General features: G+C 72.3%; 13 protein-coding genes. 8 read left to right on the forward strand and 5 right to left on the reverse strand.

Going from position 1 to position 16381, the window contains the following annotated elements:
- Window positions 1-2 precede the first annotated feature (2 nt).
- Entirely contained in the window at window positions 3-1103 is a 1101-nt protein-coding gene (locus DMB66_RS28485) for a ubiquinol-cytochrome c reductase iron-sulfur subunit (RefSeq protein ID WP_370319372.1), read from the forward strand.
- Complete coding sequence (locus tag DMB66_RS28490) at window positions 1100-2719, forward strand: ubiquinol-cytochrome c reductase cytochrome b subunit (protein WP_125807192.1); 1620 nt, start codon at window positions 1100-1102, stop codon at window positions 2717-2719. Before DMB66_RS28485 ends, DMB66_RS28490 begins: the two co-directional genes overlap by 4 nt.
- 371 nt (window positions 2720-3090) lie before the next feature.
- On the opposite strand, the gene DMB66_RS28495 is transcribed toward DMB66_RS28490, so the two are convergent.
- The 5 genes from DMB66_RS28495 to DMB66_RS28515 form a co-directional block, all read right to left on the reverse strand.
- Window positions 3091-3378: an Lrp/AsnC family transcriptional regulator gene (locus DMB66_RS28495; RefSeq protein ID WP_125807193.1), complete on the reverse strand. Its 288-nt coding sequence runs from the start codon at window positions 3376-3378 to the stop codon at window positions 3091-3093.
- A 61-nt stretch (window positions 3379-3439) separates the two neighbouring features.
- A complete protein-coding gene (locus tag DMB66_RS28500; protein ID WP_125807194.1) occupies window positions 3440-4276 on the reverse strand; it encodes an NTP transferase domain-containing protein in 837 nt (278 codons plus the stop codon).
- 64 nt (window positions 4277-4340) lie between these two features.
- Complete coding sequence (locus tag DMB66_RS28505) at window positions 4341-4856, reverse strand: NUDIX domain-containing protein (protein ID WP_125807195.1); 516 nt, start codon at window positions 4854-4856, stop codon at window positions 4341-4343.
- 67 nt (window positions 4857-4923) lie between these two features.
- The gene (locus tag DMB66_RS28510; RefSeq protein ID WP_125807196.1) at window positions 4924-6717 is read right to left on the reverse strand and encodes a bifunctional (p)ppGpp synthetase/guanosine-3',5'-bis(diphosphate) 3'-pyrophosphohydrolase; all 1794 of its coding nucleotides are present in this window, start codon (window positions 6715-6717) and stop codon (window positions 4924-4926) included.
- 91 nt (window positions 6718-6808) lie between these two features.
- Window positions 6809-8608 (reverse strand): DEDD exonuclease domain-containing protein, encoded by a 1800-nt coding sequence (locus tag DMB66_RS28515; RefSeq protein WP_125807197.1) that lies wholly within the window; start codon window positions 8606-8608, stop codon window positions 6809-6811.
- 104 nt (window positions 8609-8712) lie between these two features.
- Here DMB66_RS28515 and DMB66_RS28520 point away from each other — a divergent pair, with 104 nt between their 5' ends.
- The 6 genes from DMB66_RS28520 to DMB66_RS28545 all read left to right on the forward strand — a co-directional run bounded on the left by DMB66_RS28520 (window position 8713) and on the right by DMB66_RS28545 (window position 16233).
- Window positions 8713-10356: an NYN domain-containing protein gene (locus DMB66_RS28520; RefSeq protein WP_125807198.1), complete on the forward strand. Its 1644-nt coding sequence runs from the start codon at window positions 8713-8715 to the stop codon at window positions 10354-10356.
- A gap of 104 nt (window positions 10357-10460) precedes the next feature.
- The gene (locus DMB66_RS28525) at window positions 10461-10685 is read left to right on the forward strand and encodes a hypothetical protein (RefSeq protein ID WP_370319367.1); all 225 of its coding nucleotides are present in this window, start codon (window positions 10461-10463) and stop codon (window positions 10683-10685) included.
- Window positions 10686-10754: 69 nt separating this feature from the next.
- Window positions 10755-12011, forward strand: coding sequence for a M48 family metallopeptidase (locus DMB66_RS28530; protein ID WP_125807210.1), 1257 nt, complete (start codon window positions 10755-10757; stop codon window positions 12009-12011).
- Window positions 12011-13150 carry a glycosyltransferase family 4 protein gene (locus DMB66_RS28535; protein WP_125807199.1) on the forward strand — a complete coding sequence of 380 codons (1140 nt, stop codon included), beginning with the start codon at window positions 12011-12013 and terminating at the stop codon, window positions 13148-13150. The genes DMB66_RS28530 and DMB66_RS28535 overlap by 1 nt, the downstream gene beginning before the upstream one ends.
- A 399-nt stretch (window positions 13151-13549) precedes the next feature.
- Window positions 13550-15457 carry an ABC transporter ATP-binding protein gene (locus DMB66_RS28540; RefSeq protein ID WP_233624890.1) on the forward strand — a complete coding sequence of 636 codons (1908 nt, stop codon included), beginning with the start codon at window positions 13550-13552 and terminating at the stop codon, window positions 15455-15457.
- Between the two features lie 41 nt (window positions 15458-15498).
- The gene (locus DMB66_RS28545) at window positions 15499-16233 is read left to right on the forward strand and encodes a thioredoxin family protein (protein ID WP_125807200.1); all 735 of its coding nucleotides are present in this window, start codon (window positions 15499-15501) and stop codon (window positions 16231-16233) included.
- Window positions 16234-16381 lie beyond the last annotated feature (148 nt).

Below are 16381 nucleotides of genomic sequence, written 5' to 3' on the forward strand. Positions count from 1 at the left end.
TTGTGAAGGAGCCGCACGGCGCGCACGGGGCCGGCACCGAGCCGGTCGACGTGAACGACCCCCGGCTGTCGCGCTTCGACATCGTCCGCGAGGGCGCGCGCCGCGACGACATCGAGATCGTCACGTACGAGTCGCAGTTCCAGGGCACGAACAGCAAGGCCGAGAAGCGCGTCGTGCGCAACATCGCCTTCCTGTTCCTGCTCTCGGGCGCGGCGGCGATGGTCTTCCTGGTCTTCTACATCGTCTGGCCGTGGGAGTTCGAGCTCGGCCACACCGACAGCGACTACTTCACCCCGATCCTGGGCATCTCGCTCGGCGTCTCGCTGCTGGCGCTGGGCTTCGCGATCCTGGCCTGGGCCAAGAAGCTGCTGCCGCACGAGGTCTCGATCCAGGACCGGCACAACACGCCGTCCAGCGACGACGACCGGCTGATCACCGGCCAGACCATCGCCTACCTGGGTGACGAGCTCGGCGTGCAGCGCCGGCCGCTGCTCAAGGGCGCGATCGGGCTCGGCCTCGCGCCGCTCGGCCTGGTCGCTGCGGCGCCGCTGATCGGCGGCCTGATCGAAAATCCGCACAAGGACGCCCAGCCGATGATGTCCCACACCGGCTTCGACCCGGTGCCCAACGACGGCAAGCCGGTGCGGCTCACCCGCGAGGACGGCACCTCGATCCGGCCCGAGGACGTCAGCGTCGGCGGCCAGATCACGGTCTTCCCGGGCATCCCGCACGGCGCGACCAACCAGCACGCGGACTCGCCGACCCTGCTGATCCACCTGCGGGCCGACGATGCCGCCGAGGCGCGGGCGAAGGGCAACGCCGACGCGATCAACAAGGACTCGATGTGGGAGAACTACATCGCGTACTCGAAGATCTGCACCCACGCCGGCTGCCCCGCCAGCCTGTACGAGCAGCAGACCAACCGGCTGCTCTGCCCGTGTCACCAGTCACAGTTCATGATCACGGACAATGCGCGCCCGATCTTCGGTCCGGCCAGCCGCCGACTGCCCCAGCTGCCGATCCTGGTAGACGACGAGGGGTTCTTCGTGGCAGCGTCTGACTACAAGGAAATCGTTGGGCCTGACTTCTGGGAGCGGCCATGAAGCGCCGAAAGCTCGACCTCGCGCAGGTTCCCGCGAACGTCGGCAAGGGGCTGGACGACCGTTACAAGGCGGCCACCCCCCTGCGTGGCCTGCTGAACAAGGTCTTCCCTGACCACTGGTCGTTCCTGCTGGGCGAGATCGCGCTGTTCTCGTTCATCGTCCTGCTGCTCACCGGTGTCTTCCTGACCCTCTTCTTCGACCCGTCGATGAAGGAGATCGCGTACGAAGGCTCCTACCCCGCGCTGCGGGGCACGGAGATGTCCGCGGCCTACGCGTCGTCGCTGCACCTGTCGTTCGAGGTGCGCGGTGGTCTGTTCATGCGCCAGATGCACCACTGGGCGGCGCTGCTGTTCATGGCGGCGATCGTCGTGCACATGGCCCGCATCTTCTTCACCGGCGCGTTCCGCAAGCCGCGCGAGGCGAACTGGGCGATCGGCGTCACGCTGTTCCTGCTCGGCTTCCTGGCCGGCTTCACCGGCTACTCGCTGCCGGACGACGGCCTGTCCGGCACCGGCCTGCGGATCGCCTCGGCGATCATGCTGTCCATCCCGGTCGTCGGCACCTGGGTCTCGGCGTCGATCTTCGGCGGCGAGTTCCCCGGCGAGTTCATCATCGGCCGCTTCTACATCGCGCACGTGCTGCTCATCCCGGGCGGCCTGCTCGCGCTGATCAGCGTCCACCTGGGCCTGGTCTTCGCGCAGAAGCACACCCAGTGGCCCGGCCCCGGCCGGACCAACGACAACGTGGTCGGCGAGCGCATGTTCCCGCGGTACGCGCTCAAGCAGGGCGGCTTCTTCATGGCCGTCTTCGGCGTGATCGCCCTGATGGCCGGCCTGTTCCAGATCAACCCGATCTGGCTGTTCGGGCCGTACCGGGCCTCCGAGGTCTCCTCGGCGAGCCAGCCGGACTGGTACGTCATGTTCATGGACGGCCTGGTCCGGCTCATGCCGGCCTGGCAGATCGACATCCCGATCGGCGACGGGTATGTGATCCCGCCGCTGTTCTGGCCGGCGGTCGTCGGCCTGGGCGCGCTGACCACGGTGCCGATGTTCTACCCGTTCATCGAGGCGCGCCGGCTGAAGGACAAGCGGACGCACCACCTGCTCGAGCGCCCGCGGGACGCACCCGAGCGCACCGGTCTGGGCGCGATGGCGTTCACGTTCTTCATCGTCGCCACCCTCTCCGGCGGCAACGACGTCATCGCCGACAAGTTCCACATCAGCCTGAACGCGATGACCTGGGCGGGCCGCATCGGCCTGGTGATCCTGCCGCCGCTGGCGTACTACCTCTCGGTCCGGATCTGCCTGGGCCTGCAGCAGCACGACCGCGAGGTGCTGGCACACGGCGTGGAGACCGGCATCATCAAGCGGGCCGCCGACGGCCGCTTCTACGAGGTCCACCAGCCGCTCGGCCCGGTCGACGACCACGGCCACCCGCTGCCGCTGGAATATGCGGGCTGGGTCGTCCCGAAGAAGATGAACCGCATCGGTGCCCTGGCGCCTGCGGTGAAGGGCTTCTTCTACCCGGTCGAAAAGCCGGCCGAGGCGCCGGTGTCGCCCGGCATGCCGCCGGTGAGCCCGCGCGAGGAGCGCGAGGAGATCACCTCCGGCCGCTAGTCGAACAGCACGGAAAAGGGGGCCCGCGGGCCCCTTTTTCGCGTCCTGAGGAAGCGCCGCGGGCGGTCAGATCAAAGATCTTTTAAGGCGATGTCGTGCGTGGTTGCATGGCTCTGACCGTCGCTCCCGCCGGGACCGGGACCGGGCGCCCACTCGCCTGGCGGCTCGTAACCGGGCGCCCGGACCCTGCCAGGTCCGTGCTCCCCAACCTCGACCGCCTCGCCGTCTCACCGGCCCGGATCGACGGCGTCCCGATGGGGATGTGGCCTCGCCGGACGGGTTCGGTCCGGCTCCTGGCCTTGTCGCGCGCGGGTGAGCTTTCGCCGGCCGTTCGAGTCCGCATATTGCGGAGCGAGAGCCCGCGGGGACGGTCAGTCGGCGGCGGGCAGGCCGATCGCGAACGCGTCCTCGAGGTCGTGCTTCGAGTAGGCCCGGAAGGCGATGTGCGACTCCGTGTTGAGCACGCCGGGGGTCTTGGAGATCCGCCCCGCGATGACCTCGGCGATCTGGTCGAACTGCGCGACCCGCACGATCGCGATCAGGTCGACGTTACCGGCGACCGAGTAGACCTCGCTGACCCCGGGCAGCGCGGCGAGCGCCTCGGCGACCTCCGGGATCGAGTCGGTGGCGCAGTCGATGTGCACGATCGCGGTGTTCACGCGGTCTCCTCGGCGATGAGGCGGATGAGTCGGTTCATGCTATCCAGGACCCGGTGGGTGGTCAGGCCTGGACGGTGAGGTCTTTGCCGGCGCGGATGGCGTTCCGCAGCGACTCGCCCGCGCGCACCGTCGCGCCGGGCCAGATCACGCAGCGGGTGACGCTGCCCCGCACCTCGGCGCGGGCGCCGATCACCGACTCGGTCGCCCGGCCGGTCAGCACGGCGGTGGGGTCGGCCAGGCCGGCGGCCGCGTGCAGGTTGGCGCGCAGGTAATCCGCCGGGGTGCCGGTGTCGATGTAGTCGCCGTCGTAGATGATCAACTCCAGCTCGCCGGCCGCTTCGGCCGGGCGCCAGGCCGTCCGGACCAGATCGGCGGGCTGGTCGGTGAGGTCGCGAAGATACCGCCACGGCAGCAGCGAGAAGCCGGCGAACCGGTGGCCGCTGAAGCCGTCCGTGTTGCCCGGCGGCAGGGGACGGGTCAGCATCCGTACCGTCTCGCCGCTCCAGCCCTCCAGCAGGGCCGCGATGTCCTTGCCCGGCTCGCGCTGCGGGTCCGCCAGATAGGCATCCGCGTTGCCGACCAGCGCGCCCCGGCCGTCGATCCAGCCGCGGAGCCGGCCGATGCCGCCGGACGTGCCCAGCGGGCCGTCAGGCTCCACGGACAGGTGCGCGCGGTCGCCGACGTGGGCGACCACCTGGTCGGCCAGATAGGCGGCGTTGACGGCCACCTCGGACCCTCCGCTCAGGCCGAGACCGCCGATCCGGGCCAGCGCCCGGTCCAGCAGGGCGACGTTGCCGACCGGGCAGAGCGCCTTGGGCAGCAACTCGGTCAGGGGCCGCAGCCGCTGACCCTCGCCCGCGGCCAGCACCACCGCACAGACCTCGGCAGCCGCACTCATGCGGCGCCGCCGAGGTCTGCGCGACCGTTGTTCGGCGTGGCCGGGTGCCGCTCGGTGCGCTCGCTCATGCCGACTGCTGGGCCGCGAGCGGCCCGATGCCGTAGGTGCCCAGCACGAGTGCCGTGTTCGGGGTCAGCCGGGGCAGGTCGTCCAGCGGGAACCAGCCCGCCTCCAGGACCTCGCCGCCGTCGACCACCAGCGGGTTGGTCGAGGCCGGGACGAAGCCCATGAAGACCGTGTCCACCCAGCCCTTGGGGTGCACTATCGCGTTCGGCACCGCCGGGGTCAGCGCCTCCGGCGCGATGACCACGCCCGACTCCTCCGCCAGCTCGCGGGCCGCGCCCACCACCGGTGGCTCGGCTTTCTTCAGCAGGCCGGCGGGCAAGCCCCAGCTGCGGCCGGGTGGCTGGCGCAGCAGCAGCAACCGGCCGGGCTCCGGTGCCTCGGAGTCGCGGACGATCGCCACGGCGCCGACCAGATATTTCTGCACGAGCAGGCGGACGATGGTGCGCCGCACGGGATGCGGCAGCCGGTAGAACGTCTGGTACGCGACGCCGCGCAGCCGGCGGGGGAGTTTCACCCCGCCAGGCTATCGGCCGGGCGCGAGGCCTCAAAACGATCTTGCGTGGGTTTCGGCCGCGGGGGGATCAGTCCGGGTGGTCGACCAGGGCGATGAGCTGCTCGACCACCTGGTCGGGCTCGAGATTGCGCTCGGTGACGGCGACCAGCATGGTCTCCAGGTCGGGATAGCCGAGCTCCTCGGCCAGCCGGCGCAGCGGCACCTCGCTCGCCAGGCCGCGGTCGTGCTTGCGCAGCGTCAGCCCGATCGTCGCGCGGCCCAGCCGGACCTTGTCGACGATGCTGATGCCGGGGGAATTCTCCTCGGCGAAGTAGCGGTTGATCTGCATCTGCGCCTGGGTCGACTTTACGAAGCCGAGCCATTCCTTCCGCGGGCCCCGCGGCGCGGCGTCCGGGTCGGCGGCGACGTGGCCGTCGGTCTCGGTGAAGATCTCCACCACGTCGCCGTCGCGCAGGGGGGAGCTCAGCGAGGCCAGCCGCCCGTTGATCGTCGCCGCGAGCGTCTGGTCGCCCTTGTCGGCGCTCAGCTCGTATGCGAGGTCGACCGGGGTGGAGCCGGCGGGCAGGTCGAACGTGTTGCCGTGGGCGAAGACCTGGATCTGGCCCTCGGCGAGGTCGCAGCGCAACGAGGCGAGGAACTGGCTGGCGTCGGTGGCGTCCTCCTGCCAGTCCAGCACCCGCTTGAGCCAGGTGAGCTGGTCGGCACCCGGAGCCTCGGCGCCCTCGGGCGACTTGGGATAGCGGTAGCCGGTGGCCACGCCGTACTCGGCGCAGCGGTGCATCGACACCGTCCGGATCAGCACCTCGACCAGGCGGCCCTCGGGGCCGGTGACCGTGGTGTGCAGGGAACGGTAGAGGTTGTTCTTCGGGGAGGCGATGAAGTCTTTGAAGCGGCCGGCCACCGGGCGCCACTGGCCGTGGATCGCGCCGAGCGCGGCGTAACAGTCGGTCTCGGGCCCGTCCACGATCACCACGATGCGGGGCAGATCCAGCGGGACCGCGTGGCCACCGGCGACGGTGTCTTTCCAGATCGAGTAGTAGTGCCGGGGGCGGGGGGCGACCTTCGCGTCCACCCGGGAGCGGCGCAGGGCGCCCTGCGCCTTGACCCGGACGTCGTCGAGGTATTCCGACCAGCCGGGGCGGTTTTTCACGTGCTCGTCGATGCGGGCGTATGAATCCGGCTCCAGGTGGTAGAGCACCACGTCGTCCAGGTCGCGCTTGAGGGCCTGGATGCCGAGGCGGTCGCAGAGCGGGACCAGCACGTCGAGGGTCGCGGTCGCGATCCGGGCCCGGGAGGCGGGGGAGCGGGCGTCGAGGGTCCGCATGTTGTGCAGCCGGTCGGCGAGCTTGATCACCAGCACCCGGACGTCCTTGCCGGCGGCCACGATCATCTTGCGGATCGTCTCGGCCTCGGCGACCTTGCCGTAGAACGCCTTGTCGAACTTGGTCACGCCGTCGACCAGGTGGGTCACCTCGGGGCCGAAGTCGCCGTGCAGCGTCTCCAGCGTGTAACTGGTGTCCTCGACCGTGTCGTGCAGCAGGGCGGCGACCAGGGTGGTCGTGTCCATGCCCAGCTCGGCGCAGATCTGCGCGACCGCGAGCGGATGGGTGATGTAGGGATCGCCGCTCTTGCGGAACTGACCGCGGTGCATGTTTTCCGCCACCGCGTAGCTGCGGCGCAGCACGCCGGCGTCAGCGGAGGGGTGGATGTGGCGGTGGGTGCGGGTGAGGGTCGTGACGGGGTCGTCCTCGTTGCCTTGAAAGCTGAGGAACGAGCGCAGCCGGCGTGAAAGCGGGATCTCCGCCGGTGCTGGAGACAGGGCACGTCCAAGGGCGGCGCCGTGGCCGGCGTCGACGTCCACTCGGACACCCCCTCACCGATCGACCGCACGATCCGCCCTGAACGGTACGCACGGATCCCACCGATTTTCACAGCTTCGCGCGCTGCGTTCCTTACAGCCTAAGCGAGCGAGCGTCATCCGAACGGTCAGTTACCGATGAGCGAACGGTTGAGTCTCTTCTCGACGCCGCGGCTTCCGCCCTGGTGAGCAGGGTAGTGAACCGCGCAGCGCCACGCGCCGGTGACACCCAGTCGCCAGAAGTTTCCACCAGCCGGGTGTCGGGCCGTTCGAGCCAGGCCAGAATCCGCTCGGTCTCCTCGGCGGAGGCGGCCGGCACCGGGCCGGGTCCTGCTAGGACCGTCTCGGCGGTGGCGCGGGCCAGGTCGAGGGTCGGCCGGGGGTGCAGCCGGGGCGGTGAGGTGGCCGCGGCGGCGAGCCGGCCGTGCCGGACCACGACGATCTCCCAGCCGTACGCGTCGTTGCGCCGGGCCGCCACCAGCTCGCTGATGCCGGTGAGGGCGCCGAGCCGCTGCATCCGGACGACGGCGCGCAGCAGCGCCACCAGGCGGGACCTGATCACCGCCGCCTCCTCGTAGCGCTGCCGCTCGGCGAGCACCTCGATGCGGGCCAGGAGGGCCTCCACCAGGGGCTCGGGGTCGCCATAGGTCGCCGTCCGAAAGGGCAGGGCGGCGCGGTGGGCGTACTCCTCCGGGGTGATCTCGTGCTCGCAGGGCGCCGGGCATTTGCCCAGCTCGGCCAGCGCGCAGGCCGGCGTGCGGGTCTTGACCGAGAGCTTGTGGGTGCACTGACGCAGCGGCACCGCGTCATAGACCCCGGCGGCGGCCAGCTCGGCCGTGCGGCGTGAGGAGAACGGGCCGAGATAGGCCGCGTCGTCGTCTGCCAGCGCCCGGACCACCGAGAGACGGGGATAGGCCTCCGCGGTCAGCTTCAGCCAGACGACCCGCTCCGGATACTTCGACCTGCGGTTGTACGGCGGGGCGTGGGCCGCGATGAGCCGCAGCTCGCGCACCTCGGCCTCGAGCGAGTGCGCGCACTCCACCGCCTCCACCCGGGTCGCGGCGCCGATCATCTCGGACATCCGGGCCCGCTTCTCGCTGGCGGTGAAGTAGCTGCGCACCCGGGTCGCGATGTCGACCGAGGTGCCGACGTAGAGCGGCCGCTCGTCGGCGGCGCGGAAGACATAGACCCCCGGCGCGTGCGGCAGGCCGTCGGCGAGGTGGCGCTTGCGCCGCTGGGTCGGGGTGACCGCCTTGGCGAACTCGAGGGCGTCACCCAGGGTGTGCACCTTGTAGCTGCCCAGCCGCTCGATCAGCCCGTGCAGCACGTCGACCGTGGCCCGGGCGTCGTCGAGGGCCCGGTGGGTGGGCTGGACGGTGGCCCGGAAGAAGTGGGCGAGGGTGCCCAGCTTGCGGTTGGGCACCTCGTCCTTGGTCAGGGCGCGGCGGGCCAGCGCCGCGGTGTCGAGGACCCGCAGCTGCGGCCAGGGGTGCCCGTGCCGGGCGCAGGCGGCCTTGAGGAAGCCGACGTCATAGGGCGCGTTGTGCGCGACCAGGACCGTCCCGCGCAGGAACTCCAGCAGGCTCGGCAGCACCGCCTCGATCGGCGGCGCCGGGGCGAGCATCGCCTCGGTGATGCCGGTCAGCACCGTGATGAACGGCGGGATCCGCTCACCGGGGTTGACCAGGGTGCCGAGCACCCCCAGCTCCTCGCCGGCGCGCACCTTGACCGCGCCGATCTCGGTGATGCCGCCGCCGTCCGGCGCGCCGCCGGTCGTCTCCAGGTCGAGGACCACGAACGTCGTGTCTTTCAGGGACAACGCCGCCGGATCGACGGAGCCGTCGGCGCTCAGGAGGGTGTCCAGAGTGCCCTGCACGTATGCGGGTTGTGCCACGACGGGCAATTTAGAGAGGGGGTATGACAAACTCCGGGCCGCGGCGGGAAAAGATCACTTGCTACCGCAAGCTTTTCCGCTGCCCACGGTGGGAGAATAGAGAAATGTCCGCGCCCCCGCCCTTCGACGACCGCCCCTCCGAGGAGGCAGCTCGTCGGACCGGTTCCGCCCCGGAACCGGTCGGTGAAGGTGGCCCGGATCACGACTCCGGCCCGAATTCCGGCCCCGGCCCCACCGCGGCCGGCATTGGTGCGGCTGACCAGGGCATCGATGCCGATTCCGGCGCGGCGGGCGGCGCTGATGCCGGGAATGCTGGCGACCCGGACGTAGACACCGGGCGTGACCTGGACGCGGACACCTCGCATGGCCCGGGCGGCGAGGCCGCGCTCGACGCGGCGGACGACCTCGACGCTGCCTCGGCGCCGGAGGCGGAAGACGACCCGGGGCCCGAGCCCAGCCTGCCCGAGGCCGTCCGGCTGCGGATCACCGCGCTGGCCGCCGCCGCCCTGGCCGGGCTGCCGGTCGACGAGACGCCCGTGCCCCTGCGCCGGGTCGCCCGGTTCGCCCCCAATCGCCGGGCCCGCCTCGGCGGGCCGGCCATCGCCGCCCAGCTCGCCGCCGACCCGCTGTTCCGGCAGCGGATCAGCGGCCGCATCGTTACCGAGGCCGGCGACCTGGGCGCCGCCGTGGCGAGCGGCATGGCACCCGCCGCCGCCGACCCGGTGGAGGTCGCGGCGCTGGCCTACCTGGCCCGCCCCGACGGCTGGCGGGTGTTGATCGAGGCCGTCGGCGAGTCCGTCCGGGCCGAGGCCGACGTCGCCGCGATCGCCGGCCAGATCCGCGACGCCGACCAGCGGGCCACCCGCGCCGAGCACGACCGCGCGGTCGCCAGGAACGAGGCCGACAAGCTCCGTGACGAGCTGGCCCGGGTCCGCGAGGAGCTGGGCCAGCTGCGCGAGGAGGCGCGCGCCACCTCGCGCGCGCTGCGCGAGACGCAGGCGGCCCAGAAGCGGGCCGCCGACCTGCTCGCCACCGAGAAGGGCCGCGCGGCCAAGGTGACGGCCGATCACGAGGCCGAGGTACGGCGGCTGAAGACCCGTCTCGCCGAGGCGGAGACAGCGGCCGCCTCCGGCAAGCAGAGCGCCAGGGACGCCCGGGCCGCCGACGAGACCCGCCTCTGGCTGCTGCTGGAGACGATCGGGCAGGCCGCGTCCGGGTTGAAGCGCGAGCTGGCCCTCGGCCCGACCGACAAGCTTCCGGCCGACTTCGTCGCGGACACTGCGGCCGACCGGCCCGGCGGGCTCGAACGGTCGCGCCCGCGCGCCCAGGACACCGACGACCCGGGCCGCCTCGACCAGTTGCTGGCGCTGCCCCGGGCGCACCTGATCGTGGACGGCTACAACGTCACCAAGCGCGGCTTCGCCGAGATGTCCCTCGAACAGCAGCGCAAACGCCTGATCACCGGCCTCGGGGGCATCGCCGCGCAGACCGGGGACGAGGTCACGGTGGTCTTCGACGGCGCCGAGCGGGTGCACGGCCTGCCGCCCGCGCCGCGCGGCGTCCGCGTGCTCTTCTCGCACAAGGGCGACACCGCTGATGAGCTCATCCGCCAGCTCGTCCGGGCCGAGCCGGCGGGCCGCCCGCTGGTGGTGATCTCGTCGGACCGCGAGGTCGCGGACGGGGTGCGCCGGCACGGTGCGTACCCGATGGGAGCCGACTCTTTGCTGCGCCGGCTCTCCCGGTCCTGATTTTTGTCATACCCCCTCCATAGCGTGACTGTCACCGATGGTGGTCGGTCCGCGACAGCTACCTCTTCCCCCTGCGCGGGCCGCACCGCCAGGCTGAGGAGGAAATGATGATCATCGACTGCGGGCGCTGCGCCGAGCGGACCGATGAGTGCAACGGGTGCCTGGTCAGCACGTTGCTCGACACCCCCGACGGCATCGGCGACCTCACGCCCGGCGAGCTGCGGGCGATCGAGACGTTCGAGCTGGCCGGCTTCGAGGTCGAGCTGCTGGAGACCCCGGAGCCGCCGGTCGCCGTCCCCTTCTACCCGCGCCGCCGCCACGTGGCGTGATCAGCTCTCCGGGATGGGCGGTCACGACGAGTCTCTAGGATGGGCGGTCATGACGAGCGGACCGTGCGCATGACCCCCCGCCTCTGGGCCGCGTGCGCGCTCGGCGTGCTCGTCGTGGCGCTGATCGCGTACGCCGCCGTGGTGATCCCGTGGCACCGGCCGCCGGCGCCGCGGCCCGATCAGCTCGACGCCCTGCGCGCGCTGCCCGGCGACCAGGTGCAGCGGGCCCGGGCCTTCCACGCCGACCTGCGCCCGGGTTCGTACGGCGCCCTGGCGGTCGGGCTGCTCGGGGCCCTGGTGCTCGGCCTCACGCCGCTGGGCGCGCGCCTGGTGTCGCTGGCTGGGCGCCCGTTCGGCGACCACTGGATCGCCCAGGCCGTCCTCGGCGGCCTCGCGGTGGTGCTGGTCGTCGAGCTGCTCACCCTGCCGTTCGCGGCCTGGCGGCACACCGTCGTGGTCCGCTATGGCATCTCCACCCAGACGTGGGGGCCGTGGGCGGTCGATCTGGCCAAGTCCTACGCGGTGGGTGCGGTCATCGGCGGGCTGGCCCTGCTCGGCTTCTACACCGTGACCCGGCTCGCGCCGCAATGGTGGTGGGCGTTCGGCGCGGCCGGCGCGGCGGCGCTGGTGGTGCTGCTGTCGTTCGTGCTGCCGGTGCTCGTCGAGCCGATCTTCAACAAGTTCACCCCGATGGCGCAGGGCCCGCTGCGCACCGAGCTGATGAGCCTCGCCGCCCGCGACGGCGTGCCGGTGCGCGACGTCCTGGTCGCCGACGCCTCGCGTCGCACCCGGGCCGTGAACGCGTATGTCTCCGGTTTCGGGCCGACCCGGCGCATCGTCGTCTACGACACGATGCTGACCGAGGCGACACCCGCCGAGGTCGTCTCGGTCACGGCCCACGAGCTCGGCCACGCCAAGCGCGGCGACGTGGTGATCGGCACCATCATCGGCGCGCTGGGCGCGGCGGCCACGGTGATCGCCCTCTACCTGCTCGGTTCGCTGGGCTGGCTGCTGCGGCTGGCCGGCACCGGGTCGATGGGGGAGCCCCGCACGATCGCGCTGCTGCTGGCGCTGGTGACCCTCGCCGGGCTGGCCGGCGGCCCGGTGCAGGCGCTGGTCTCCCGGCGCATCGAGGCCAGGGCCGACGCGCACGCCCTGGAGCTGACCGGCGACAGCGCGAGCTTCGAGGCGATGCAGCGCCGCCTCGGCTCCGTCAATCTCTCCGACCCCGACCCGCCGACCTGGGAGTACGTGATGTCCGCCTCGCACCCGTCCACCGTGGAGCGGATGGCCGCCGCCCGCGCGTACGCCCGCGGGGAGCGCTGATGGGCCGCACCCTGCTGGTGACCAACGACTTCCCGCCGCGGCCGGGCGGCATCCAGCAGTTCGTGCACAACCTCGCCGTCCGCCAGCCGCCCGGCTCGGTCGTGGCATATGCGTCCAGTTGGAAGGGCGCGGCCGCGTTCGACGCCGAGCAGCCGTTCGAGGTGATCCGGGAGGACACCGGCGTGCTGCTGCCGACCCCGGCGGTCGCCCGGCGGGCCGCCGAGATCGCCCGCTCGCACGGCTGCGACAGCGTCTGGTTCGGCGCGGCGGCGCCGCTGGGGCTGCTCGCGGAGGGCCTGCGCCGGCGCGCGGGCGTCGAGCGGGCGGTGTCGCTGACCCACGGCCACGAGATCGGCTGGGCGGCGCTGCCCGGCGCCCGCCAGCTGCTGCGCCGGATCGGCCGGGGCAACGACGTGGTCACCTACCTGACGGAGTTCCAGCGGATCCGCCTCGACGGTGCTCTGCGCGGGCTGACCTCGCTGGAGCGCCTGACCCCGGGGGTGGACGTCGAGGCGTACCACCCGGGGGTGGACGGCTCGCAGGTCCGCGCTCGTCACGGGCTCAGCGACCGCCCGGTGATCGTGTGTGTGTCGCGCCTGGTCCCCCGCAAGGGGCAGGACATGCTGATCCGCGCGCTGCCGACGATCCGCCGCCGGGTGCCGGGCGCGGCCCTGCTGATCGTCAGCGGCGGCCCATACCGGGACAAGCTGCAGGCGCTCGCCCGCGCCGAGGGCGTCGAGTCCGACGTGGTCTTCACCGGCTCGGTCCGCTGGGAGGAGCTGCCCGCGCACTATGCGGCCGGTGACGTGTTCGCGATGCCGTGCCGCACCCGCGGCGCGGGCCTCGACGTGGAGGGCCTCGGCATCGTCTACCTGGAGGCCTCGGCGACCGGGCTGCCGGTGCTGGCCGGCGACTCCGGGGGAGCGCCGGACGCGGTCCGCGAGGGGGAGACGGGCTTTGTCGTCGGCGGCAGCGACGTGCCGGCGATCGCGGGCCGGCTGGCGGATCTGCTGGCCGACCCGGACCGGGCGCGGGTGATGGGTGCCGCGGGCCGGGCCTGGGTGGAGAAGGAATGGCGCTGGGAGACCAAGGCCGCCCGGCTCGCCGAGCTGCTGCAGCCGGCGCCCGAAGTGGCATGAATGAGCAGTCACTCCTGGTATATGGATAGACACGTTGCGTTCGGTGGGCGTAGGAACGGCTGAGAGCCCACGGGACGGGAGTCGTCGATGCAGGACGCCATCCGGCAGGACGCCATCCAGCGACAGGACTCGGCGAAGGAGCAGCCAGAAGACGAAGCACAACCGGCCGCGCCTGCCTCGGAGGCCGGGCGTGGCGGCGGGGCCGGGCTCGCTTCGGCGGCTGGGCCTGGCAGGGAGGCTGGGCGTGGCGCGGCGGCTGGGCCTGGCAGGGAGGCTGGGCGTGGCGCGGAGGCTGGGCCTGGCAGGGAGGCTGGGCCTGGCGGCGAGGCCGGGCCGGGTGGGGAGGCCGGGCCTGGTGACCAGCCGGCGGCCGGCGGAGCGGGGCCGGGGGATGGTCGGGTGCCGGATGTCGGCGCCGATACCGGTGGGGACGGCGAGTGGTCCGACGACGGCGAGCTGGCCCTGCCGTACTGGCTGACCAGCACCGAGGAAGCCGCCAACACCACCTTCCTGCGGATGTTCCGCCGGCTGCCCAGGCTGCTGCGTTCGGCCTGGTCGCTGGCCTGGCAGGCGAGCCGGCGGACCACCATCGCCGTCGCCGTGCTGCAGCTCGCCGCGGGAGTGGCCAGCGCGGTGGGGCTCATCAGCGTCGTCGGTGTCTTCGACGGGCTGCTGCGGGACGGACCGACGCCGGAACGGGTGCGGGCCGCCGTACCCTCGTTGCTCTTGCTCGTCGGCTCCGCGGTTGTGCGGGGCCTGCTCACCTCGGCCGGCGCGGCGGCCAACGGCCGGCTGTCGCCCAAGGTCTCCCAGGCCGCCCAGATGCGGTTGCTGGACCTGACCACCCGCGTCGACCTGTCCACCTTCGACGACCCGGGCTGGCGCGACGCCATGGAACGCGCTCGCGACCGGGGTATCGACGCCGCCCAGCAGCTCGTCGACCGGGCCATCGAGCTCGGCACCAACCTGATCGGCCTGGCCGCTGCGGCCGGCGTGCTCGCGGTGCTGCACCCGGTCCTGCTGCCGCTGCTCGTGCTCGCGGTGGTGCCGATCGGCTGGTCCGCCGTGCGCTCCGCCCGGCTCCGCCATCGGCGGTTGCTGCGGCTCATCGCCGTCTGGCGGCGCCAGCGGATGCTCGCCGAGCTGCTCGCCGCCCGGGAGCCCGCGCCCGAGCTGCGCGCGTTCACCGTCCGGGGGTACCTGCTGGCCGAGGTCCGGCGGCTGCTCGCCATCTCGACCAACGAAGAGATCCGGATCACCACCAGGCAGATTCGCACCAACCTGGTCGGCACCGCGCTGAGCAGCGTCGCCACCGGGCTCACCTACGCCACCCTGCTCTGGCTGCTCTGGACCGGGCGGATGGAGCTGGCGGTCGGTGGCGCCGCCGCGTACGCGATCAGCATGGGCATCGGCAAGCTCACCGAACTCGCCTTCAGTGCCAACCGGGTCTTCGAGCAGGGTCTCTACTTCGCCGACTTCCAGGGCTTCTGCGAGCTCTCCCAGGACCGCGCCGAGCCGACGCCGGGCCACACCGCACCCGCGCCGGCGCACCAGATCCGCCTCGACGGGGTCACCTTCAGCTACCCCGACGCCGAACGCCCGGCGGTCCGCGACGTCAGCATGACGCTGCGCCGCGGCGAGATCATCGCGCTGGTCGGCGAGAACGGCTCCGGCAAGTCCACGCTGGCCAGCCTGCTCGCGGGCCTCTATCAGCCGCAGCGCGGCAGCATCAGCTGGGACGGCGTCGACCTGCGCCGCTACGACCCGGAGACGATCCGCGACCAGGTCGCGGTCGTGATGCAGGAACCCACCCGATGGCCGCTCTCCGCGCGGGCCAACATCACCATCGGACGGTACGACCGCGGCGTCGAATCCGACCGGGTGCTCGGCGCGGCCCGGGCCGGCGACGCGCACGACTTCGTCATGGAACTCGCCCGGAAGTACGACACGCTGCTGTCCCGGCACTTCACCGACGGCGCCGACCTCTCCGGCGGGCAATGGCAGCGGCTGGCGGTGAGCCGAGCGTTCTACCGCGACGCCCCGCTGCTGATCTGCGACGAGCCGACGGCGAACCTGGACGCCCGCGCCGAGCACGACGTCTACCAGCGACTCCGGGAGCTGGCGGCGGGCCGTACCGTGGTGCTGATCACCCACCGGATGGCGAGCGTCCGGGAAGCGGACCGGATCTTCGTGCTGGACCACGGCGCGGTCGTCGAGGAGGGCGACCACGCGGCCCTGATGGCGGCGTCCGGGATCTACGCGCAGCTGTTCACCCTGCAGGCCAGCGCGTACCAGTCGGCGGCGTAGGTCACATCGCGGCGGGACGCGGCTCGTGCCAGAGTTGGCGGATGGACACCACCGGCCTGATCGTCGTCGCGGCGGTCCTCGTGCTGGGCACGGCGGCGGGTTTCTGGCGGCGTCGGGCCGACGGGCGGTTCCATTCGGTCGCTTTCTCCGCCGGGTCCGCCCGCGGTTCGGGTGGCTCGGCTGTTTCGGGTGGTTCGGCTGCTCTGAGTGGTTCGGCCGGCGTTGGTCCGGGCCTGGCTGTGCACGGTCCGGGCTTGGTTGTGGACGGGTCGGCGGCGAGTGACTCGGCTGCTGGCGGTTCCGCTTCGGGCCTTGGCTCGGCCTTGAGTGGCGGTTCCGTTTCGGGCGTTGGTTCAGATTTGGGTGGCGGTTCCGCTTCGGGTGGCGGTTCGGCTTCGGGTGGCGGTTCGGCTTCGGGGGTTCGGGAGGTTTCCGTCGACCCGAGTGCGGCCGGTGAGCGGATCGATCCTGCTCTGCTCGGCAGGCTTGGCGTTCAGCCCGCACAGGCCACGCTGCTGCAGTTCTCGTCGGCATTCTGTGCGCCGTGCCGGGCGGTCCGGCGGATCAGCGGCGAGGTCGCCGACCTGCTCCCCGGCGTTCGGCACGTCGAGGTCGACGCCGAGAGTCACCTGGACGCGGTCCGCGCCTTGGGCATTTGGCGCACCCCTACGCTGCTGATTCTGGACGCGGACGGCCGGGTCGCCAAGCGCGCCACCGGCGTGCCCGGGAAGGCGCAGCTCATCGCCGCCCTGGGCGACCTCCTCCCGGCCGCCTGACGCGAATCGCCCGCCAGGCCTCGATCCGCCAGGCCCCGGCCGGGCCCGCCTCGGCCCGCCACGCCACGGCCCGCCACGCCACGCCACGCCACGGCACGGCACGCGGCCCGGCCCGCCACGCCTCGGCCCGGCCCGCCACGCCTCGGCC

The organism is Actinoplanes sp. ATCC 53533, from assembly GCF_003947245.1.

Bases quoted from the DNA above. Each gene is read 5' to 3' on its own strand.
- DMB66_RS28535 (WP_125807199.1), top strand. From the start codon at position 12,011: ATGGGCCGCACCCTGCTGGTGACCAACGACTTCCCGCCGCGGCCGGGC.
- DMB66_RS28525 (WP_370319367.1), top strand. From the start codon at position 10,461: ATGATGATCATCGACTGCGGGCGCTGCGCCGAGCGGACCGATGAGTGC.
- DMB66_RS28500 (WP_125807194.1), bottom strand. From the start codon at position 4,276: ATGAGTGCGGCTGCCGAGGTCTGTGCGGTGGTGCTGGCCGCGGGCGAG.
- DMB66_RS28530 (WP_125807210.1), top strand. From the start codon at position 10,755: ATGACCCCCCGCCTCTGGGCCGCGTGCGCGCTCGGCGTGCTCGTCGTG.
- DMB66_RS28545 (WP_125807200.1), top strand. From the start codon at position 15,499: ATGGACACCACCGGCCTGATCGTCGTCGCGGCGGTCCTCGTGCTGGGC.
- DMB66_RS28490 (WP_125807192.1), top strand. From the start codon at position 1,100: ATGAAGCGCCGAAAGCTCGACCTCGCGCAGGTTCCCGCGAACGTCGGC.
- DMB66_RS28520 (WP_125807198.1), top strand. From the start codon at position 8,713: ATGTCCGCGCCCCCGCCCTTCGACGACCGCCCCTCCGAGGAGGCAGCT.